A 22,578-nucleotide genomic window follows, 5' to 3' on the forward strand; every position below is an offset into this window, starting at 1 on the left:
GACATTCTCTTTACATTTATACTTTTCCATGATTAAATGTAATGGATAAAGAGACCCCAGTATCTGCCGCATCTAAAAATTCTTGAAAATGAGACCGGACATACCTAGGTGGCAAAAGCCCTGTGTCCGAATAATGTGGTAGGAGAAATAATTCAAACTGGAACAGAAGGAGTGATCACAATGTTTAAAAAAACACTTGAAAATTTAAGAGCTTATGATCCCGGCCCATCCGTGGATGAAATAAAAGACATGTACGGCTTGAAGCGCATGATAAAGTTAGACTCCAATGAAAATGTATACGGTGCATCGCCAAATGTACGTAATGCAATCATAGAGGATGCTCTGCTTCCTGAGCTTTATCCGGACTGCCAGAATTCTGATCTGAGGCGTGAACTTTCGCGACGATTAGGTATCAGGGAGGATCGTTTTCTCTTTGGCGCTGGTTTGGATGAAATTATTGTTTTAATCAGCCGCGCATTTCTTGAACCGGGCACAAGCATGGTCATGGCCTGGCCGACTTTTTATGAATATTATTGTCATGCTCAAATTGAAGGTGCAGCAACAAAGAAAATACCTTGTGACCAAAATGGAAAACATGACTGGAAAGCGATGCTTGAGGCTATCGATGAAACAACTAAGGTCGTTTGGATTTGCAATCCGAACAATCCGACTGGGACCTATTTAACGAAAACCGAACTGGATCAATTTGTTCAAGCAGTCCCTGAAAATGTGCTAATTGTCATTGACGAAGCTTATATTGATTTTGTTACAGCAAAGGATTTTCCAAATGGATTAAACTACCTTGAGAGCAAGGAAAATGTCCTTGTGCTCCGGACGTTCTCCAAATCGTATGGACTTGCCTCCTTCCGAATCGGTTATGCCATTGGAAGTCTGCCCGTCATTGAAGAAATTGGAAAGGTCCGCCCCCCTTTCAACAACCCGAGATTGAGTCAAGTTGCCGCTCTTGCCGGTCTCAAGGATGATACGTTTAAAGAAGCATGTGTGCTCAAAAATCGCGAGGTCCTTTCAATGACCACTGCTTTTCTTGATAAAAAGGGCATTTCCTACTTTGATACTCAAGCAAATTTCATTTACATTAAAGTTGCCGAGCCGAAACAGGTGGCGTTGTATTGCAAACAAAAAGGATTCTTAATAAACCCCTTTCAAGATGGCGTGCGAGTCACCATTGGCACCATGGAAGATATGAAACTCTTTCTTCAGATTCTTGAACAGGCGATTCTCGAAACTTCGGCGGAACCGAGTAAATAATTAGGTCTTCCGATATTTCTGAAGAAATCAAAATATTTTTCTTTACAAACAATCAGATAGCTGTTACAATTTGGACACAATAAGTTAAGCATTTAAATCATGACAATTGTGATGATGGAGACAGCATTGATTGCGGGATTTGTTCACAGAGAGCCGGTATTACGCTGGAAGCCGGTACAATTCACAATTAGTTGAGCACTCCGAAACAGATCGGCAGAAAATTGCTGTTGTGAAATCATGTGCAGCAATGTGTATGCGGGTCCGGCTTAAAGCCGTTATCGATTCAATGAAGACCGACATTTATATTTTATTGTCGGTAAATGAGGGTGGCACCACGAATATCAACGTCCCTCGCAGCATGAAACCATGCTGCGAGGGACGTTTTTATTTTTTCAGGGAGCACAAAAGCCGCTTCCGCAAATCAAAGAGAAACAGGAAGGATGAGTTCATTGTTTTTAGATCAGACGTATTTGTTTACACCCGGCCCGACCCCTATTCCAAATCAAGTCAATGCCGCAATGGCACGCCCGATGATCGGGCATCGGAGTCCAGATTTTTCCGTACTGATTGAAGATGTCGCAACACGGCTCCAGCCTGTTTTCGGAACTAAGCATCCTGTCATGATTTTAACCAGCAGCGGTACATCGGCACTTGAGGCAGCAGTTGTGAATACAATTCACGAAGGCGACCACGCAGTCGTGATCGTTGCCGGATCGTTCGGCGACCGCCTGGCTTCGATTGCGGAAAATTATGGAGCAACCGTTCACCGCTTAAATATCGAGTGGGGCAAATCTTGTTCTCCTGAACAGCTTGAGGCATTTATCGATACCCTTGAAGGAACACCCATTAAGGCGGTGTTTGGAACATTCAATGAAACCTCAACCGGGGTTCTGAATCCGATCCACGCACTTGGAAAAGTTGTCAAAGAAAAAACCGATGCTCTATTTATCGTAGACGGTGTCAGCTGCATCGGCGCCGTCCCTGTTGACATGGAGAGCGATCATATTGATATTCTCGTCACCAGTTCACAAAAAGCACTGATGCTTCCTCCGGGTCTTGCATTTGCCGCATTCAGCGATCGAGGATTGAAAGCAATTCGCGAATGTCCGGAAAAGCGTTTTTATCTCGACCTGAAACGCTACGTCGACACTTATGAAAAACAAAAATCAACGCCGTTTACTCCGGCTGTCTCACTCATTCAGGGTGCGCAGGCTGTTTGCGACATGATCGAAGAAGAAGGCTGGGAAAACGTGATCAAGCGTCATGTGCTCCTGCGCGACATGATGCGAGCCGGGATCCGTGAACTGGGGCTGCCGCTGCTGACAACCGAAGAAGACGCTTCGCCAACCGTTACAGCCGTTAAGCCGGAAGGTATCGCTGCTCCGGATATTCAAAAAGCATTGAAAAAAGATTTCTCAATTACTATTGCCGGCGGTCAAAAAGATCTTAAAGGAAAAATATTCCGTATCGGACATATGGGTTATTGCACGCCATTCGATATTCTTAAAGTATTGAGCGCACTCGAATTGACACTTGCAAAGTTCGGACAGGCGCCTCGTTTCGGCGCAGCAGTTAAAAAGGCTGAGGAGGTCTACGCAAAAAATGTATAAGGTTATTGTTACCGATCCAATCAGCGAGAGCGGTTTGAAAGCTTTAACAAGCAATCAAGAATTTCAAGTTGATCAACACACCGGCCTTGAACCGACAGTTCTCACAGAAATGATTAAGGATTACGACGCACTGATCGTGCGCAGTCAAACACAAGTAACTCGCGACATTATACAAGCTGCGGACCGGCTGAAGGTGATCGCCCGCGCCGGTGTCGGCGTCGATAATATTGACATTGAGGCAGCTACTGAAAAAGGCATTATTGTCATTAACGCGCCGGCCGGCAATACGATCGCTGCAACGGAACACACGATGGCAATGATGTTGTCACTCGCCCGCAGCATTCCTCAGGCATACGGTTCGCTTACCTCCGGAAAATGGGAACGCAAACTTTTCAAAGGCGTCGAACTCTATCAAAAGACCTTAGGCATTGTCGGCATGGGCAGAATCGGCACCGAAGTTGCCAAACGGGCGAAAGGTTTCCAAATGAACATTCTCGGCTATGATCCGTTTCTAACCGAAGATCGTGCGAAGAAATTGGGAATTATTAAAGCAAGCTTGGATGAAATTGCGGAACAAGCCGATTTCATCACGGTTCATACCCCGTTGACTGCTGAAACACGCGGATTAATCAACGCAGACTATTTTGCCAAAACCAAAAAGGGCGTTCGTATCATTAATTGTGCGCGTGGCGGCATTATTGATGAGCAAGCACTTGTCGACGCTGTAAACAGCGGTCAAGTCGCCGGAGCAGCGATTGACGTATTCGAACACGAACCCCCTGAAAACACCGGACTGACTCAGAATCCGCACATTATTGTTACACCGCATCTCGGTGCATCAACTGCCGAAGCACAGGAAAAGGTTGCTGAATCGGTCAGTGAAGAAATTGTCGGTATCTTTACATCGGGAAGTGTGCAGCACGCCATTAACCTGCCGCATATTTCGGCATCGGTACAGCAGAAGATCCGTCCATATCTCACATTAAGCGAACAAATGGCCGAATTTTTAATGCAAGTCTTCAAAAAAGCACCGAAAAAAATAAATATTAATTATTATGGTGAACTCTTTTTAGAAGACACAGGGCTGCTCACACGGCAAATGATTAAGGCACTGCTTTCCTATTACTTGGATTCTTCGATCAATATCGTAAACGTCATGCAAGTACTTAAGGCACACAGTCTCTCATACAGTGTACAAAAAAATGCAGCTCATAAAGGATTCACCAATTTTATCGAACTGGAAATCGTGAATGGCGACGACAAAGCGACGATTGCCTGCACCTATTTAACCGGGTTTGGCGGCCGTATTGTTTCAATTAACGGCTATCGCCTTGATATGGAACCAGAAAAATACTTGCTCTATATTGATCACATGGACGTTCCCGGCATGATCGGAAACGTCGGATCAATTCTTGGAAAAGGCAGCATCAACATTGGCAGTATGTACGTCGGACGCCAAACAATCGGCGGTAAAGCGGTCATGGTCCTCACTGTTGACAAACCTGTACCGGACAGCGTTCGTGATGAATTACTCAGTATTGAAGATCTTAATGATGTTCAGTTTGTTGAAATCAACATCCCGGAAGATGAAAATTAATCATAGCCAAAGTAAAGCAGCCGCCAATTCCGCTTTTCAGCGATTGGCGGCTGTTTTATTTTGTAAGAGCTGCACCTACAGCTCCGCAAAAGGATCCATACTGCGGAATAATTGGAACGAACCCCCATTGCCCACTGTAGCGAGTAACAATTTTTCGCAGCAAGGAATTATTGACGAAGGAGCTCCCGATATAAACGATCGTCTTTACGTCGGCTTTCTGCGCTGCCAAGACACTAAGCGAGGTGACCGTCTCTGCGACAAGTCCAATTACTGACGCAATCTGATCCGCCGAAGATGGCGATGCCGCTTCATCTGACACAGCGCCAAAATTACTTGCGGTCAAATCACCGGGAATCGGCGGTTTCTCACCTTCATAGATTCGTGCAACCGTCAAATCAATCGAATCTCTTTTTCCATGCTCAGCATACTGAATCAATGTCGAATAATTATAAGCGCCTGTAAGCAGTCCCGACAACCCTAATATCGTACCCCCTCCAACTCCTGTTCCGCCCATCCATTCCTGTGTCTTTCCTTTAACATGATTTATTGACGTTCCGGTACCGACATTAGTAAGGATAAAATCTGAGAGATCTGCATGTCCTTCTGCGGCGAGCAGCTCTCGGGCACCGGCGCATGATGCAGAGAACTCAGGTATGAGCGTATAATCAGACCGTTTCAGTTTTTCCCGAATCATGCTCGCTTTGCCGCCGGTAATGCAAAGGCAGCGATGTGCACAATACGTATCCAGCCATGAAATACACTTCTGGATCTGCTTTGTGGGAAATGATTGATATACCCATCCCTTTTCAGTCTGCATAGCAATCTTGCATAGCGTTCCACCTGCGTCTATGCCTGCCGTTACACCATTCACCATCAATTCTCCTTCTTCCCTCATTAAGTCCGGATAAAAAAGAGGCAGGCCCGCATCGCCCGCCTAAAAAAATTTATTTTTTTTATTCTCCCAGAAGATGAAGCACCAAGTCCTTTACATCTGCAATGGAATCGAGAATAAAATTAGCACCATGTTCCTCTAATTCACTTCGAGCTTTCTGACCGGAAAGGCCGGTGAGGACCCCGGCAAATCGGCAGCCCAATTGCTTTGCGCAGAGCAGGTCAGCGAGTGAGTCACCGACAATCAAGGTTTGTTCTCCATCAGGCAGCTGCTCAGGGCGACGAGCGCTCCAGCGTTTTAGATCACTGTCCTTACCATGAAAGGAAGCGAGATACGTAAAAGGATGCGGCTTAGCAAGCGGTGCCACATCGTATTTCTTTTCTGCGGCAAGTACATCGTCTGCGGTTACAATATGATTCGGATCAAGCTCGCCGATCCAGTTTAAATAGGTAAATGGTTTGAATGTCTCCAATCGCGGTCTGCCTGTAGCAATACCCACGCGCACACCATAATCATGAAATGCGTGAAACATTCCACGAATATACTCCGGATCAGCCAAAGTTACTTCTTCGTTCATAAAACCTTTCTTACCTGTTTGAACCGAGGGCAAGCCTGTTGCTGCCAGAACATTTTCATCACCAATATACCATTCCTGGGATGCGTGCTCGCCAATATGCCAAAAAGCACTTTTCGGCTGGAATGCTGAGGTTTCAATGCCAAGCCGCTTCAAAGCAATCTCATTAAGATAAACGATTAATTCCTGTTTTACTGCTTTGGTATCTTTATAATCATCCATAAAGCGCTTGAAATCAGGTTTTATCTGGTAATTCTTAAACAATGAGCGAAACGTATTCAATGTGGTTTGATCAATCGGTTTCTTCAGCAATTCTGCTGCCTGCATCTTCGCATCTTCAGGAAGCTGAGTCGTTAAATGAATCAGCTGTTCGGAAATCGTTATATAAATCATGTCCCAATTGGCATTCATTCCACGGGATTTCAAGAAGTTCAGTACATCATCATTAAGAAATATGTCTGATCGGATTTCAGCAATCTCTTCGTCTCTGTATTCCGTTTGGAAAGGTTTGCCGTTTCCGAGCCCTAAATAGTTCTCGCTGTACAGTAATTCGCGCACAGTAAGTGCCGAGGCGTCAAAATAGCGTTCTTCGCTAAGAAATACACCATCGACATCAAATAAAACCGTTTGAATCATCTCTTCACCGACCTTCACGTTATTTATATCAGTTTATCATAGGAAACCCTTTGTCCGCATTTAATTTCCATTTAATCCGCGACCTTTTTTCGCAATGATTGTCCAGTTTTGTCCGCTGTTCTCCGTTCGATACAGGTCACCGTGCTTGGTCAACATGACAGCTTCTCCGGACTTCGCCGGATTTTGAAGGACTCGAGTCACTGTGTCATTTTCCACTGTACCCATATCAAGATTTATTGATTTTTCTTGTTGAGGAATGATTTGGTAAAGTGCAGTTTCTTTTCCCGCAACAGCAACGAGCAGTGCATTTTGTTTGCTAAAACCGAATGCAGCGCTCGTAACCGAGTAGCCCTTCAAGTATCGATGAAAATGAGCGCCTAGATCCGTGCTGACATATAGACCTTTTGTTGTCCCAATCACTAGTATACGTTTATCGACCGGTGAAGCTTCAAGAATCTGGGCATTCCCATCCAGATGTTTTATCTTCACGACTTTCCACGTAGCGCCGCCGTCATCCGAATAACGCAATGCAGATCCTTCACCTGCTATTGTTTGAAGGTGATACATACGTCCTGTCTTATAGCCGAAGGCCCACAGCCCTCCAAGAGGTTCATTCAGCTTTCGGTGGCCCAGCGGCTCTTGTTTCAATGTCTTCCACTGCAGATAGCCCGTCTCATTCATCTGAATAAAACCGGAACTGATGGCTAGAAACATGTCGTCATGCGCACGGTTCTTAAGCTTTTCGGAGTGCCAAATACCCTTTTTATAGGTAAGCAGCCGCTTGTTCGTCCCAAGCCAAAGCGTCTTGCCATCCTTGCTGTATCCCGCACCGAGCACGTGAGTAAATCGAACGCCTCCTGTTGAATTCGACGCATGAACCGCATAGATAATCCATACCGTCAGCCCCGCCAGCAAGAGAATAAAAATAATTTTGGCAGTGAGCAGCCAAAAAACCCACGACACACTTTTCGTACCGGATGCTTCATTTTTTTTCTTCACTTCGTACCACTCCGTTATCTATCATTGCCTATAGTTTAAAGAATTTCTTGCCGAAAACCTAGAAAAATGCCCACAGATGAATCAAAACAGCGCTGTCGCCCACTTGAGCGCCAGCGCTGTCCAAAAAACTCATTTGCATTTAGTCGCCATTGAACAAGTTAAAAAGCCCTCCGGTGATGCTGCCTTCATCTTTGCTGCGGCCGGCAGGATTGCCTGGCATCGCACTGAATACGCGACTTGCAAGTCTGCTGAACGGAAGTGATTGTACGAGCACCTTTCCAGGGCCCCGCAAAGTCGCAAAAAAGAGACCTTCGCCGCCGAACAAAGCGGTTTTCACACCTCTGACAAACTCAATGTCATAATCAACACTGCTCGTCATGGCCACGAGGCAACCCGTATCAACCTTCAGGGTTTCACCCGGAGCAAGCTCAAGCTCTTTAATCATTCCGCCTGCATGGACAAACGCAAGTCCGTCGCCTTCAAGCTTCTGCATGATAAAGCCTTCGCCGCCGAAAAATCCGGCTCCTAACTTCTTTTGAAAAGCGATACCAACTGAAACCCCTTTTGCAGCACACAGGAAGGAATCCTTCTGACAAATCATCTGCCCGCCATACAGACTCAGATCAAGAGGAATGATCTTCCCTGGATAAGGCGAAGCAAAGGATACGTGCCTCTTTCCTGCTCCTTCATTGGTAAATGCGGTCATGAACAGACTTTCGCCGGTCAGCAGACGTTTCCCCGCGCCGAACAGTTTCCCCATCACACCGCCGTTTTGACCGCTTCCATCGCCGAAAATCGTCTCCATACCGATGCCGTCTTCCATCATCATAAAACTTCCCGCTTCAGCAATCACCGTTTCGCGAGGATCTAATTCAATTTCCACGTATTGCATTTCCTGACCTTCGATTTTGTAGTCAATATCATGGTTGTTCACGTGTTCGTTCCTCCCGTTCATGGCTGCAAATGACTATTAAAAATACATTTTCTATTTCACTACAAAAATAGCCTGCCTGTTTTATTTAAACGCAATGATATAGTAATCCGTAACGGGTTCTTTAAAAGTCCCGGACGAGTCGATTGATTTGAGTTCATCATACAATTCTTTTTCAAAATTTGCTGCATCTTTGCCAAGCGTTGTTTTGCGGCAGGTGGATGTGGAATAAAGGTAGCCGATAATTGATGGAATGTCACGCTCACGTTCAGAGTGTATCTGTCCTGTAAGCAGGGAATGAAACGAAGATTGAGCCACGAGCTGCTCATGTCGAACACTATGTTTCAAACGTTTGCTGTTAGGAAACCATTTATCGACAATGCGCTGAACAGCCTTCTGCCAATCAAGAGAGCGATCGCCGAGCATATGCCCCTGTCCGACAAGCGCAAGTGCACCGCCCGGTTCAAGTCGATCATAACTGAGCTTCAGTACAAGCTCGCGATCCATCCAATGAAATGCATCCCCGGCTGTAATCATCCGAAAGGAACCGAGTTCCGGATTCATTTGTTCAGAAGCCATCTTTAACCATTTCATCGTATGAATATCGAGTAATTCACATTGACTGCGGGCAGATTGGAGCATATCCGTACTGACATCAATGCCAATCGTTTCATCAAAATAGTTAGCCATCGGAAAAGTCAGTTTACCCGTTCCGCAGCCCAAATCGAGCAGCCGTCCGTTTCCATCAAGTCCGCACTTCAAAGCCAAGGTCTGAATCAGTCGATCGCTATACTGACCGCGGTACTTCAGATAATAGTAAGCAGCGCCGTCATAAAGTCCATGAGTTTGTATCATCTGTTTCACTTGATCACCTGTTTCTCATCCTATTCGTTTCTTACATTCCGTTATCACACGAAAACTGATGATAGTTCGGTTAAAAAGATAGGGTATTCGTCTTTTAGCAATGAACACCTTTTCTATTTTAACATACTATACCTTCCGACCGAGTATTTTTAAAGCACAACAATTGAATTGCCGGTCTCAATTTTTTGATAGGTAAGGGGATGAGAAGATGCATTGGTTCATGATACTCCTAATCGGCATTGCGGCTAGCATCGATAATTTTGCGGTGGGCATGTCCTTTGGAATCAAGGGGAAGAAAATTACGTGGATCGCCAATTTGTTTATGGCTGTCGTTGCTTTGGCAACCTCACTTATTACAATCATTGCCGGTTCGCTTCTCGGCTTCACAATTCCAGAGTTTCTTGCAAATCTGATGAGCGGTGCAATCATACTTGGTATCGGTCTATGGTCGCTTGTCAGCACTTGTACACACCGAATGACGCCTTCAAAGACAATTCCTCAGGCAGACCAAATTGACCGCGACCAGAATAACCTGATTTCCTTTAATGAAACGTTCTGGCTGAGCTTCGCACTCTCGTTCAACGCAATGGGTACTGCATTCGGTGCAGGCATTGGCGGATTAAATCCGGTCGGTGTGGCACTGACCGTCGGCATTCTTTCGTTCTTCTCAATAGATGCAGGGCAGCGATTAGGATTAAAGAAGCTTCGTTCGCGAATGGGCACATTATCCGAATATGCGGCTTCAATTCTGCTGATCTGTATCGGCATCTATACAATTTTCACATCAATGTAACCCTCTCTTAAGCAAATGATTGTCTCCTGTCTTGGTGGTCACGTAACGCCTGCACATGGAACATCTTGTCCGAGACCATTCGATTTAATCCATGGTTCGGACTAGCGGGCATTCTGATCTTGGACGAGTCCTTTGATGAGCAAATTGATAGCAAGAAATGATTTATAACGTGTTTCTCATCAATTTCTTAATGGAACGGTCCATCCTTAGAGTGACGGTACAGTTTAGACAGTTTCTTTACAAGCATGTATAAACCATACGCAGCAAGTGCATATATGGCCCCTATAATCGCGCCTTCAAGGAGTTCTGTTCGTCTTTCAATAAAGGCGGTATAAAACAATCCGAAAGCAAAAGCAGCCGGGAACAGCATCACATCATGGGCATGAAAAAAAAGCTTTACGAATACCAGCAGCAGCATGATCGCTCCAAACGCTGCAAATGCTTGGATAATGATCATTTGAACCATCAGTTTCACCTGCTTTCATTGTTTCTGAAACGCTACCTACTCATTTTTATGCAGAAGCCTGTTTTGAAATTCATTGGAGCATTGCTCTATGTGAAACTGCTCATGAATGATGCGCAGTACCGCTGATTAAAAGAAAAAATAATGCGGAGAAACGAAAAAAAATCCAAAGGGATGGCTCCTTCAGATTTTTTCTCTTATTTTTTATATTAATCAGCCTTCAGTAACCTTGATCTCTTTTTCAAGGTCCTTACGGGATAGATTTGCGTTCAGAAAACCTGCCGTTTCAGGAGTGTACAGGCTCATGTGCGATTTTTTATCAACAAGAACCGTTCCATGATCCAACGTATAATCAAAGACATGGCCGCCTCCCTTGCGCTCTTCATCAATAAAGTGAAGATGGAAACCGGAAACCGCAATGCCTTGTGTAAATGCCGGCGACCAGAAGCCTACGATCGTTCCTTTTACATTCTTAAAGTGGAAGATCGGCTGTGTTTTAACTGCCTCAGTCATCGGGATCGGCTTTTCTTGATAAGCAACGGTTCGTGTGCTTACTTCTTTAAACACCCCGTCAATTCGAAAGGCGTAAAATAAGTTCTCACTTTTCATTATTTTCTTCAGTTCATTTTCAAAAGCTGCCTTGTCGAGCGGCTGATCAAATTCTTTTTTGATCGTCGGCTGGAAATAAGTCAGCGAGCAAAATGGAGTCCTGTCTTCGCTTTTGAGCGGTGTAGCCGTACCGTCACCACGCAAACGATAGAATGCATCATCAAAAGCAATCATTTCTCCATCCAGATGTTCGAACGTGCCAATACCGAAATCTCCATAGTTCTTGAATTCATCGTAGTTCATTGCCCCTTCAAAGACACCGTCAAGCAATGACGACATCGTTGAAAGCTGAAACAACTGACCGTTATTTTTTTCACTTGCCATAGTGGAAAAACCTTCTTTCCTGAATAAATAGGTTCACTGCGCCATTTTAAAAGTATGCATTACTGTATTGATTAGTTTAATTGGTTTGGAATCAGACTCTTGCCAAGAGCGATATTATCACTGTAATCAACCGGCACATCAATGATCACCGGTCCTTCGTTGTAGGCGAGGCCTTCTTTCAGAACACTTTCGAGTTCTTCAGGTTTATTCACTCGCAGTCCCTTCGCACCAAATGCCTCAGCATATTTGACAATGTCAATTTTCCCGAAATCTATACCGGATGTCCGGTCATATTTCATTTTTTGCTGAAAGGCAACCATGTCATACGTACCATCGCGCCACACGATATGAACAATCGGCAGCTTCAAGCGCACTGCTGTTTCCAATTCCATTGCCGAGAAAAGGAAACCTCCGTCTCCAGACATAGAAATCGTCTTTGCGTGATTATTGACCAAGGATGCGGCCATTGCCCATGGAAGTGCAACACCGAGCGTCTGCATGCCATTGCTGAACAACAGGGTCTTTGGCTCATAGGAACGGAAGTGACGTGCCATCCAAATATAGTGCGAACCCACATCGCAAGTAACCGTGGTATCATCGCTGATCAAATGACGCAGTGTATGAATCAGGCTCAATGGATGTACAAGATTACCATTTGCTTTCTTTGGCGGTTCATCGCGTGCATCGAGCTTGTGCCGCATGCCTTCTAGATAAGAAATACTTTCTTGTGTCATATTTAGGTTTGTCAATTTATCCTTAATTCGCTGAACGGTCGATGGAATATCTCCTACGAGTTCAATCGAAGGCTGGTAGTAATGATCAATATCCGCGCGTACTTCATCCAAATGAATGATTGTACGTGCACCGACGTTGTTCCAGAATTTCGGATCGTATTCAACAGAATCGTAACCGATCGTTACCACAACATCCGCCTTTTCAAGCACCAAGTCGCCGGGCTGGTTGCGGAACAAACCGATACGTCCGAAGAAATGTTCCTCCATGTCGCGTGGAATCAGACCGGCCGCTTGGAACGTTTCCACAACAGGAAAGGCAATTTTCCCAAGCAATGAGCGTACAGCAGAAACTACTGAAAAACGATTCGCACGCATACCCGCAAGTATAACCGGCATCTTCGCATTCTTGATTGCTTCTACTGCCTTGTCGATCGCTTCTTCAGAAGCAGTTCCCAGTTTTGGGCTTTCGAGCGGTCCCAGTGCATTCACAGTTGTTTTTGAAACGAGAACATCCTGTGGAAAACTGACAACACTGGCACCTGCCGATGTTGATTCAGCAGCACGAAAAGCATTAGTGACGACTTCCGGTACGTTCTTTGGATCAACAACTTCAGCGCTGTATTTGGAAATTGGTTGAAACAGAGCGGCGTTGTCCATCGATTGATGGGTACGTTTCAGTCGATCTGCTCTCGGAACCGCACCAACCAATGCGACAATGGGATCGTTTTCGACATTGGCTGTAACAATGCCGGTCGCAAGGTTAGATGCACCTGGTCCGGAGGTGACCAGACAAACGCCAGGTTTGCAGGTGATTCGTCCGATCGCCGCAGCCATAAATGCAGCATTCTGTTCATGACGACATACAATCAATTCCGGTCCGCGATCCTTTAGAACATCATACACCGCATCAATTTTTGCTCCCGGTATCCCGAATACGTATTTCACGCCTTGTTTGATCAGACAGTCAACGACAAGCTCAGCACCGGTCGCCAGTTTCTGTTCTTCTTTTTCCTTTTTTAAATCGCTCACGATTTTTTTCCTCCCTAGTTATGTGTGAGTGTTCTTCTATCTGCTGGCACTTTTTTTGAATGGTGCAACAGCAAATAGTCCGCGCTTTTTTTCATGTTTTCTGTGACTAATATCATTTTACCGCGTCTATTAACCAATGTGAAATATATTATTGAACGTCATGTAATACATAGTGTATATTAATCAAAAGATCATTTTTAGATCATTATTATTGAAAACTGTACGTCGAGGAGTGTTATGAACATTATGGAACTTCGCCATTTTATTTATTTCATCACGGTTGCAGAAGAACTTCATTTTGGACGAGCCGCCGCACGGCTGCAAATGACACAGCCTCCATTAAGTAAACAGATTCAGCAATTCGAAGAAGAGATCGGTGTCGCTCTTTTTAAACGAAATAAGCGCCATGTTGAACTGACAACCGCAGGAGAACTCTTCCTACCTGAAGCACGTGAAGTTGTTGCACAGGTGAATCAAGCCGTAGATACGGCTCAGCGTGCGCATCGCGGCGAATTCGGACGCTTAGTGATTGGATTCGTCGGATCGGCAACCTATGACATACTTCCGCAGATCATCAGAGAATACAGGAGTATTTTCCCACATGTCTCGATACGTCTTCACGAATTTTCCACACCGGATCAAGTGAACGCACTAATCGGTGATCGAATTGATGTCGGGTTACTGCACCCTCCGGTGAGCAGTTCTTTGATTGATACCATTCCGATCAAGCGTGGATTTGCCGCACTCTCACTTCCGAAGAATCATCCACTGGCGAAAAAAGAACGAATTCGGATTGAGGATCTGAAAGATGTTCCATTTATCTTAGTTTCACGTGACATTTGGCCCGGTCTGTACGATGAATTTCTATCTCTATTTCAACATGTCGATTTCACACCGAAAATTGTTCAAGAAGCAACGGAATATCAGATGGTCGTCGGTCTCGTCTCCGCCGGAATTGGAATTGGTGTCGTACCGGCTTCTGCAGAAAAGCTGTTCAATTTGGAGGTCGTGTATCGTAAAATCGATGATTATCCGCTTAAGGCCGTGCTCTCACTTGCCTATTTGAAAAAAAATACGAATCCGGCCCTGAAGCAGTTTGTCTCACTGACCAGGCGGATCCGTATTGAAGAATCATAATCATTTTATCAAACTGTCATCCTTGCTTTTGCGGCGCAATCGCACCAGACGAATCATGTGCGCAATAAATGTCTTGATCATTGCATAAGTCGGCACGGCAAGAATCATACCGATCGGGCCGATCCATTTGCCGGAGACAAGCAACAGTACGATGATTGTCAGCGGATGAGTGTTCAGTCGTTTGCCCATAACAAGCGGTGAAATCAGATGGCCGTCAAGCTGCTGAACAATGACGATGACAGCGAGAACGAGCAGCGCTTTCGCTGGCGAATCCATCAATGCGATGACCAGTGCCGGAGTTGCACCTAAGATCGGTCCAAGATACGGAATGATGTTGGTTACGCCCACAATCAATCCGAGAAGCAGGCTGTACGGCAATCCGATCACGGCAAACCCGATACTTGATGTAATGCCGACAAATGACGCGACAATAATCAATCCATGAATATACGAAGATAATGTATCATTCAGATCACTGAGAATGCGATTAACCTCTTCGTGATATTTGTGCGGAAAAAAACGAGTGACCGCACTAGGCAGACGGTTACCATCCTTAAGCATGTAGAAGAGAATAAACGGCACCGTTACCACGGTCAGCGTCACATTAACTAATACATTAAAAAACGTTGACAGCCCTGAACCTGCATTGTCCGTAAACGCTTTAAGCATCTTCTCAAGGCTGCTCTGAATTTTATCAATAGAATAATAATCTTGGTGGATCAGCCATTTAAATCCTTGAGAATCAGCCAAGTGTTCGATGCTTTTTCTCCAGCTTGTCATATAATCCGGAAGCTGACTAAATAACGATTTGACCTGCGACGTCAGCGGCGGACCGACAATCACCACAAGTAAAGCGATCAAGCCGGTCAATATAATGTAAATAATTAAAATGCTGAGCGTTCTTGGAATCTTCATTCGCTGGAAGATCTCCACGAAGGGACTAATCAAAAAGAAAAGGAATCCGGCCACAATAATTGGGAAAAACAGCGTTGTGATCAGAGTGACAACCGGAACAAAAATAAACGATATTTTTGTCAGTATGAAAATAAGCAGAGCTATTCCCAAGAGTTCGATCGTCCAGAAAATCAAGTTCGAATGTTTTTTTAGCACAGTTTCACACCTTTTCACAAGTCCGTGAAGGACCTATCTTCCACAAGTTATTATTCTAATTATAGCTTGATAATAAGAGACGAAGCAATGAAAATCATGCGAGGACAACTTTTGATACTGATTTTCAAAACACTGCAACGGCCAAACTCTAGCATGATTGGATTGTTTAGGGGTATAATCAACTATCATGTACTCGGCAGGAAAAAGGATGTGGCATAATGAGCATCACTTCAATCTTACTGACGATTTTACTTGGAACCAATATTCTGCTCGGTGCGACCGTCGTCTTTCTTGAACGCAAAAGCATCAGCTCTACTTGGGCGTGGTTGATGATTCTCAACTTTCTCCCAATCGTCGGATTCATTTTATATATTATCTTCGGACAAAATTTGAGCAGGCGCAAGATCTTTAAGTGGGATCATACGGTTCATCAACGAACAAAAGAAACGGTTGGCCGACAAATGCTCAAGATTGTCAATCATGAGCCCCCCTTCTCGGAACCGATTCTTCGTGATTATCACGGTCTTATTTATATGAATCTCAATAATGATGAGGCACCGCTTACCTTGAATAATAAGCTGTCTATTTTCACAAGCGGAGAATCCAAGTTTCAAAGTCTCCTGCAGGATATCCGTTCTGCAACACATCACATTCATATTGAGTACTATATTTTTCGTGGCGATTTTTTAGGAAATGAATTAATCGATACACTCATCCAAAAGGCTGAACAAGGTGTGATTGTCCGCCTGCTTGTCGATGATGAAGGTTCAAGACGACTGCCCAAGAAGCTTGTCCGTCGCCTGATTCATGCTGGCGGCAAGTTTTACACATTTTTTCCCGGTCGTCTGCCGCTTTTAAATTTACGTATTAATTATCGCAATCATCGTAAACTTGTTATTATTGACAGTTCAATCGGTTATATCGGCGGATTCAATGTTGGCGATGAATATCTTGGTCTCAGCAAAAAATTCGGCTTTTGGCGTGACACGCATTTGCGTATTGTCGGTGAAGCCGTGAACAGCATCCAATCGCGATTCTTTCTCGACTGGAACCAGGCGTCAGGAGAACAAGTACCCTTTCAATCCTATTATTCAATGAATGATCAGACGCAGTATGGGGAAGTTGGCATTCAAGTCGTCTCAAGCGGTCCTGATCAGAAATGGGAACAAATTAAAAATGCATTTATAAAAATGATCCTGTCGGCAAAAGAAACGGTTTATATCCAAACACCCTATTTAATCCCGGACGAAAGTCTGATGAACGCTATATTCATTGCATCACTCTCACATGTCGATGTTCGTATCATGATTCCAAACAAACCGGATCATCCATTTGTTTATTGGGCCACCTATTCCAATGTCGGACTGCTGCTTGAAGCGGGAGCACGTGTCTATCTTTATCAGAACGGATTTTTGCATGCGAAAACGATCATCGTTGACGATCGCATTGCAACCGTTGGTACATCGAATCTTGATTTTCGTAGTTTCAGTCTAAATTTTGAAGTCAATGCATTTATCTACCATCAAGAAACTGCTAAAGAGCTGTCTCAGATCTTTAAGCAGGATATCCGATTGTCAAAAGAACTGACTATGTCCGATTACCGCAATCGTTCCTTTATTATCAAGTTCAAAGAAAGTATTTCACGCCTGCTGTCCCCTGTTTTGTAATCAATGAAAGAGCCGAGCGGAAAATCCATCGCTCGGCTCTTTTTATTTTATTGCATTTCATTTATTCTTTCGTCTATTCGTTAATACGAATCTGTCTTAACGCAGGAACACCTTCAGGAGCATCTTGATGCTGCTTCAGAATTCCCTTGATCGCCTCGGTCAGCGGGACAACTTGCTTGGTTTTATAATCATAACCGATGAGCGTTACGCGGCCTCGTGCGTGCCAATTACCGCTTGGTCCCGCAATTGCATGTTCCACATCAAAACTAGATCGGGAAATCGTGCTGATCCATGTGTAAACGGTTATTTCTTCGTCATAGTTGATTTCTTGAATGTAATCACAGTGTGTCGAAGCAACAATCACGCGCCAGTCACTCAAATCCATGCTCGGCGTAAACCAGCGGAAGATTTCACGTTTCCCCTCTTCAAAGTAAGTATAGTAGACTGCATTGTTAACATGACCCATAGCGTCGCAGTCGACAAAACGTACCGGAAGTTTTGTAGTAATCATTCATAAGCCCCCATGATTTCCGATTAATCATTCTCTGGGAACTAGTGTACCACAACTGAGCTTGCCTGAGCGTCCGATCCGTCTTTCCAAATCTCGATTTGGCCTTAAGAAAGCTTCTCCGCACGATACTCCGAAGGAGAGCACCGTTCATATTTTTTAAACATTTTAGTAAACGAAGCATTGTATTCATAGCCTAATTGATAGGAGATCGTCAGTACACTCAATTTTGAATTGCCAAGCAGTTCCTTCGCACGATGAATACGAAGAAAATGGATATATTCAAGTGGAGTCATCTTCATTTTGCGCTTAAACCAATCGCAATAATAAGATGGTGTATAATGCTCCATCTCCGCAAGCGACTTCACGTCAATCTTTTCTGAATAATGCTGATGAATGAACCTTATGGATACACTTGCAGGCTTTTCCGCTATTTTATGAAACCAGTAATTGAGCAATAAAACAGCCTCATCATGATTTTCCTGCATTACTTCGTGAATGAGCAAATCCTTAATTGATTGCCAGATGATGCTCAAATCCCAAATTAATTCATTTTGTTCATCTAATTGATTGCGCAAATTTTCACGGATGTAACGTCCGGGAATTTCAATCACAAGACTTTCATTTGACTCAGCTGAACAGAGAGAATAAGAAAAACCGACAGGCAGCAAACAAAATTGAGAACTATTAATTCTTCTTTCGCCGGATTGAGTTACGATAGCCGTATATCCATAAATTGGAATCACAATTTTACAATGTGTAGTGCTGCAGTAGTGTTGTTCTTGGCTGAATGACATAAAGTAAAAATAGATGTCTTCCAATGAGCTGAACCTCCTGTCATCGTTTTGTCTGTTCCGGTTGACGAATGGCCGTCTTTCATACCTTTATATCAATTGATTCATTTAAAAAACCTGTCATTTGGTAGTATATCAGATAATGTAAGTTAACGCGTTAAGAGCAAGCTATTTTCTTGATAAATGTCAACCCAAATTCTAGAAGTCAACAAATTTGCATTTTGTAAACGTATGCAATGAAAAACGGCAAAAATTAATCCGAGAAATGGAAAAGAAATAGACTTGCATTCCTTTTATACTCTTCCTGTTAAAACAAATTGCAGGGGGAAAATGAATCAATGCATCAGTTAATCGCGGAATTTTTGGGAACGGCGTTAATGATTATTTTTGGTGTCGGTGTACACTGCTGTGAGGTGCTGAAGACATCGAAATATCAGAACTCCGGTCACATTTTCGCCATTACAACTTGGGGTTTCGGTATCACCATCTCATTATTTATCTTCGGAGATGTCAGCATCAATCCTGCGATGGTTGTCGCACAGGCAATATTAGGCAATATTCCATGGGCAAACGTTATCCCATTAAGTATCGCAGAAGTGCTCGGCGGTATTTTCGGTTCCATCGTTGTTTTTATCGCTTATTACGATCAATTCAATGCATCCAAAGAACTCGACCGTGTAAAGATTCGCAACATCTTTTCAACAAACCCAAATGTGCGCAATTTACCGCGCAACTTCTTTGTCGAATTTATTGATACGTTTATCTTTATTACCGCAATCTTAGCAATTGCTTCGATTAAAACTCCGGGCATCGTGCCGATCGGCGTTGGTCTTCTTGTATGGGCCATCGGCATGGGCATGGGCGGTCCTACCGGATTCGCCATGAACCTCGCTCGAGACATGGGCCCACGTATTGCCCATGCCATTTTGCCGATTCCAGGTGGAAAAGCAAACAACGATTGGCAATACGGTATTATTGTCCCAGGTATCGCACCATTCCTCGGTGCAGCTTGTGCCGCATTATTCGCTCGCGGATTCCTCGGACTGTAAATTTTAAATCAATTAAAAAACGTAAGACTGGAAGAGTCCTATATTGTGCTCTTCCAGTTTTTTTATTTATCAAGATCATTTCAATATAATCGGTGTAAATTTATAATGTTTGTTCCACTAATTTCTAAATTTATAACTCATCTTGCGCTCGTTTTACCAATGAAAAATAGATACTAACCTATGTGTAGCGTACTGAAACATGTAAGGATCCAAAAAATTTATTATTAAAATGTTACTTAAAATGTATATTTTTCTTGCTATTTAATTCACAATATTGTGCTGGAATTGTAACAAACAGCCGAGTTTCTACTTATATTTAATGATTTTCGAATCACGATTCATTTCACATTTACGGAGTGTCACTTCTTCCGAAATATCTTTACAAACAAATTATCTTCAGCGTACACTTATTCGAGTGATTGGAAACGAATTTGTTCAGTTGATTTAAAACTATTCATGTATCGCAATAATTCCAAACAGATTAGAGGTGTAAAAATATGGTGGACATGCCAAGCATTACAGAACTTGAGGATTTTCTGATATACGGTCGATTTAAAAATTTTTCTCTAGCAGCTAAAGAGGCTAAAGTGACTCAATCAGCGTTCAGCTTTCAAATGAAAAAGCTAGAACAAATCATAGGCGTTAAGTTGATTGAACGCTCTAATCGAGGCAGTAAACTCACTCCGGAAGGAGAATTCTTTTATCGAAAAATAAATGAAATTCTTCCGAATTTAAAATCGGCCATTTACGACGTGCAACAGGTAACCGGCAAAAAACCACTTGAACTGAAAGTTGGCGTTCTGACCTCATTGGGTGACGTGCTCATGAATCAGCATGCTGCCTATTTCCATCAAAAATATTCTAATATTTTCATTACCGTTTACAGTATGGAAAAAAGTAATTTGATTCATTCTTTGGAAAATGGACGCATTGATATTGCCTCTACATTTCTCTCGCCAGATATGCAGTTAGGTGCCTATGATAAAGCCTTTTTCAGATTGGATCGAATTGTCTATTACGCACCAAATCTATCTTTTTCCGGGAAAAAAATTACTGCCAAAACGATTTTACAATACCCGTTTGTCAAATACCCGACACATTATTTGATGAGCAGCCTTACTGACAACTATCTAATCGACAATGCCCATGCCGAACCTAAAGCAACAGTTCAGTTATCCACGCCTTATGCCATTGTGAATTATTGCAAAGAGAATAATTCGGGTGCTCTGCTTCCTGAACGCTTGCTTACAGCTCTGCAAGAAAATAAGGAGCCGGGAATGCAATATGCAATCGACCCGATTCTTGATTTGAAAACCTATCTCTTATACAAAAAAGAGAACCCCAAATATGAAGTAATGAAGCTGTTTATTGATTACGTTATTAAACTCAATAAAGCCTTTCGGATGGAATGACAATTCTGTCTCATTATCAAGACCTCACTTTTTGATTCTTCGCAGCGATCATTGCAAGTTTCCCCCATCGAAAAACTCTCTCATTTTCTTTTCTAATACACTCATTTTCACCCTCCTTCACAGCTTGTCATCATTTTTTCTTATAACTGTCATCTTTTATATTTGTTATACAAAACCTAAAAGTCTGTGTATGCTTCTTTATGAGCTCTTAAGTCAAGCAAAACTACGGAATGCGCATTCCATAGCGAACTCTAAAGAGGGATGAACGTAATGCCAACGATAAAATTACCTTATGACAAAAAACAACTCAATTTATCAATTGATGAAAATCATTTAGCCGGCATTCTCAAATCAGATACCGAAAAAAATCAAGGCAATCAATCAGAATCAGAAATTGTTGAAGCTTCACTTGATCATCCGATTGGTTCTCCAAAATTGGAAAGTTTGGTGAAAGGCAAGAAAAAGATTGTTGTGATCAGCTCTGATCACACGCGACCAGTTCCATCAAGAATTACAATGCCAATCCTTTTGCGCCGCATCCGCTCAGTTGAACCGAACGCAGAGATCAAAATACTTGTTGCAACCGGATTTCATCGGCCTTCCACTCACGAAGAACTTGTCAATAAATATGGAGAACGTATTGTTGCGGAAGAACAAATCGTGATGCATGTGTCCACCGATGACGAATCAATGATTAAAATTGGTACCCTTCCTTCCGGCGGCCCTTGTATCGTGAACAAAGCAGCAATCGAAGCTGATTTACTGATTGCTGAAGGATTCATTGAGTCGCATTTCTTTGCAGGATTCTCCGGCGGACGCAAGTCGGTGCTTCCCGGCATTGCATCGTACAAAACGATCATGGCCAACCACTGCGGTGAATTCATTGATTCAGACAAGGCGCGTACAGGCAATCTTCATCATAATCCGATTCATAAGGATATGCTCTATGCGGCAAGAACGGCTGGTCTAAAATTCATTCTTAACGTCGTTCTAAATGAGAATAAACAGGTGATCAAAAGCTTCGCTGGGGATCTGGAAGAAGCACACAAAACGGGCTGTCAGTTCGTTGAACAGATGGCCGAAGTGAAAAAGATTCCAAGTGATATTGCCGTAGTAACAAATGGCGGCTATCCTCTCGATCAGAATATTTACCAAGCAGTCAAAGGAATGACCGCAGCAGAAGCTACAAACAACGAAGGCGGAATCATTATTATGGTTGCGGGCTGTGCTGACGGACATGGCGGTGAAGGATTCTATCACAATATCGCAGATGTCGATGATCCGGCAGAATTTCTTGAAAAAGCCACGCATACGGCTCGTCAGGAAACCGTTCCAGATCAATGGACTTCGCAAATTTTAGCACGAATTCTCTCCAGACACCATGTTATTATTGTATCTGATCTCGTTGATCCGAACCTGATTACGTCGATGCATATGGAACTTGCCCTTACTCTGGACGAAGCAATGAAAAAAGCATTTGCTCTTAAGGGAAAAGATGCGAAAGTAACCGTTATACCAGATGGTCTTGGGGTTATTGTGAAATAAACGGTGGATGTTTCAGAAACGGACATTCATTG

Annotated in this window: 20 protein-coding genes; 9 read left to right on the top strand and 11 right to left on the bottom strand. The window is 43.4% G+C overall.

What is annotated here, in order from left to right:
* The first annotated feature begins 180 nt into the window (after window positions 1-180).
* The 3 genes from hisC to serA all read left to right on the top strand — a co-directional run bounded on the left by hisC (window position 181) and on the right by serA (window position 4,476).
* Window positions 181-1,269: a histidinol-phosphate transaminase gene (hisC, locus tag AC1MBV_RS03760; protein WP_480947532.1), complete on the top strand. Its 1,089-nt coding sequence runs from the start codon at window positions 181-183 to the stop codon at window positions 1,267-1,269.
* Between the two features lie 440 nt (window positions 1,270-1,709).
* Window positions 1,710-2,879 (top strand): pyridoxal-phosphate-dependent aminotransferase family protein, encoded by a 1,170-nt coding sequence (locus tag AC1MBV_RS03765; RefSeq protein WP_480947533.1) that lies wholly within the window; start codon window positions 1,710-1,712, stop codon window positions 2,877-2,879.
* Window positions 2,872-4,476, top strand: a complete 1,605-nt coding sequence (gene serA / locus AC1MBV_RS03770) for a phosphoglycerate dehydrogenase (RefSeq protein WP_255746891.1) — start codon at window positions 2,872-2,874, stop codon at window positions 4,474-4,476. Before AC1MBV_RS03765 ends, serA begins: the two co-directional genes overlap by 8 nt.
* Before the next feature lie 55 nt (window positions 4,477-4,531).
* Here serA and coaW read toward each other — a convergent pair whose 3' ends face one another.
* The 5 genes from coaW to AC1MBV_RS03795 form a co-directional block, all read right to left on the bottom strand.
* A complete protein-coding gene (gene coaW, locus AC1MBV_RS03775) occupies window positions 4,532-5,347 on the bottom strand; it encodes a type II pantothenate kinase (RefSeq protein WP_480947534.1) in 816 nt (271 codons plus the stop codon).
* Window positions 5,348-5,429: 82 nt separating this feature from the next.
* On the bottom strand, window positions 5,430-6,578 hold the full coding sequence (locus AC1MBV_RS03780) for an HAD family hydrolase (protein WP_480947535.1): 1,149 nt from the start codon (window positions 6,576-6,578) through the stop codon (window positions 5,430-5,432).
* A gap of 60 nt (window positions 6,579-6,638) precedes the next feature.
* Complete coding sequence (locus AC1MBV_RS03785; RefSeq protein ID WP_480947536.1) at window positions 6,639-7,577, bottom strand: beta propeller repeat protein; 939 nt, start codon at window positions 7,575-7,577, stop codon at window positions 6,639-6,641.
* A gap of 139 nt (window positions 7,578-7,716) precedes the next feature.
* Window positions 7,717-8,511, bottom strand: a complete 795-nt coding sequence (locus AC1MBV_RS03790; protein ID WP_255746887.1) for a TIGR00266 family protein — start codon at window positions 8,509-8,511, stop codon at window positions 7,717-7,719.
* An 81-nt stretch (window positions 8,512-8,592) separates the two neighbouring features.
* Window positions 8,593-9,363: a class I SAM-dependent methyltransferase gene (locus AC1MBV_RS03795; RefSeq protein WP_480947537.1), complete on the bottom strand. Its 771-nt coding sequence runs from the start codon at window positions 9,361-9,363 to the stop codon at window positions 8,593-8,595.
* 217 nt (window positions 9,364-9,580) lie between these two features.
* On the opposite strand from AC1MBV_RS03795, the gene AC1MBV_RS03800 reads away from it, so the two are divergent.
* Window positions 9,581-10,165, top strand: coding sequence for a manganese efflux pump MntP (locus AC1MBV_RS03800; protein ID WP_480947538.1), 585 nt, complete (start codon window positions 9,581-9,583; stop codon window positions 10,163-10,165).
* A gap of 187 nt (window positions 10,166-10,352) precedes the next feature.
* On the opposite strand, the gene AC1MBV_RS03805 is transcribed toward AC1MBV_RS03800, so the two are convergent.
* The 3 genes from AC1MBV_RS03805 to alsS all read right to left on the bottom strand — a co-directional run bounded on the left by AC1MBV_RS03805 (window position 10,353) and on the right by alsS (window position 13,324).
* Entirely contained in the window at window positions 10,353-10,622 is a 270-nt protein-coding gene (locus tag AC1MBV_RS03805; RefSeq protein ID WP_480947539.1) for a hypothetical protein, read from the bottom strand.
* Between the two features lie 219 nt (window positions 10,623-10,841).
* Window positions 10,842-11,561 (bottom strand): acetolactate decarboxylase, encoded by a 720-nt coding sequence (budA, locus tag AC1MBV_RS03810; RefSeq protein ID WP_480947540.1) that lies wholly within the window; start codon window positions 11,559-11,561, stop codon window positions 10,842-10,844.
* Window positions 11,562-11,632: 71 nt separating this feature from the next.
* On the bottom strand, window positions 11,633-13,324 hold the full coding sequence (alsS, locus tag AC1MBV_RS03815) for an acetolactate synthase AlsS (protein ID WP_255746881.1): 1,692 nt from the start codon (window positions 13,322-13,324) through the stop codon (window positions 11,633-11,635).
* 246 nt (window positions 13,325-13,570) lie between these two features.
* Here alsS and alsR point away from each other — a divergent pair, with 246 nt between their 5' ends.
* Window positions 13,571-14,461, top strand: coding sequence for an acetoin biosynthesis transcriptional regulator AlsR (gene alsR, locus AC1MBV_RS03820; RefSeq protein ID WP_255747082.1), 891 nt, complete (start codon window positions 13,571-13,573; stop codon window positions 14,459-14,461).
* Here the strand turns inward: alsR and AC1MBV_RS03825 are convergent, their stop codons facing one another.
* On the bottom strand, window positions 14,462-15,571 hold the full coding sequence (locus AC1MBV_RS03825) for an AI-2E family transporter (protein ID WP_255746879.1): 1,110 nt from the start codon (window positions 15,569-15,571) through the stop codon (window positions 14,462-14,464). It lies immediately after the preceding gene.
* 218 nt (window positions 15,572-15,789) lie between these two features.
* Between AC1MBV_RS03825 and cls the strand changes: the two genes are divergently transcribed.
* Window positions 15,790-17,238, top strand: a complete 1,449-nt coding sequence (gene cls, locus AC1MBV_RS03830) for a cardiolipin synthase (protein WP_255746877.1) — start codon at window positions 15,790-15,792, stop codon at window positions 17,236-17,238.
* 73 nt (window positions 17,239-17,311) lie between these two features.
* On the opposite strand, the gene AC1MBV_RS03835 is transcribed toward cls, so the two are convergent.
* Window positions 17,312-17,749: an acyl-CoA thioesterase gene (locus AC1MBV_RS03835; RefSeq protein WP_255746875.1), complete on the bottom strand. Its 438-nt coding sequence runs from the start codon at window positions 17,747-17,749 to the stop codon at window positions 17,312-17,314.
* A gap of 104 nt (window positions 17,750-17,853) precedes the next feature.
* Window positions 17,854-18,567, bottom strand: a complete 714-nt coding sequence (locus AC1MBV_RS03840) for a helix-turn-helix domain-containing protein (protein WP_255746873.1) — start codon at window positions 18,565-18,567, stop codon at window positions 17,854-17,856.
* Between the two features lie 311 nt (window positions 18,568-18,878).
* Here AC1MBV_RS03840 and larD point away from each other — a divergent pair, with 311 nt between their 5' ends.
* From larD to larA, 3 genes are all read left to right on the top strand, one after another.
* Window positions 18,879-19,589, top strand: a complete 711-nt coding sequence (gene larD / locus AC1MBV_RS03845) for a D/L-lactic acid transporter LarD (RefSeq protein WP_255746871.1) — start codon at window positions 18,879-18,881, stop codon at window positions 19,587-19,589.
* 506 nt (window positions 19,590-20,095) lie between these two features.
* Window positions 20,096-21,001: a LysR family transcriptional regulator gene (locus AC1MBV_RS03850; protein WP_255746869.1), complete on the top strand. Its 906-nt coding sequence runs from the start codon at window positions 20,096-20,098 to the stop codon at window positions 20,999-21,001.
* Between the two features lie 270 nt (window positions 21,002-21,271).
* Window positions 21,272-22,546 (top strand): nickel-dependent lactate racemase, encoded by a 1,275-nt coding sequence (gene larA / locus AC1MBV_RS03855; RefSeq protein ID WP_480947541.1) that lies wholly within the window; start codon window positions 21,272-21,274, stop codon window positions 22,544-22,546.
* Window positions 22,547-22,578 lie beyond the last annotated feature (32 nt).

The organism is Sporolactobacillus sp. PKPK-6, assembly GCF_056678885.1.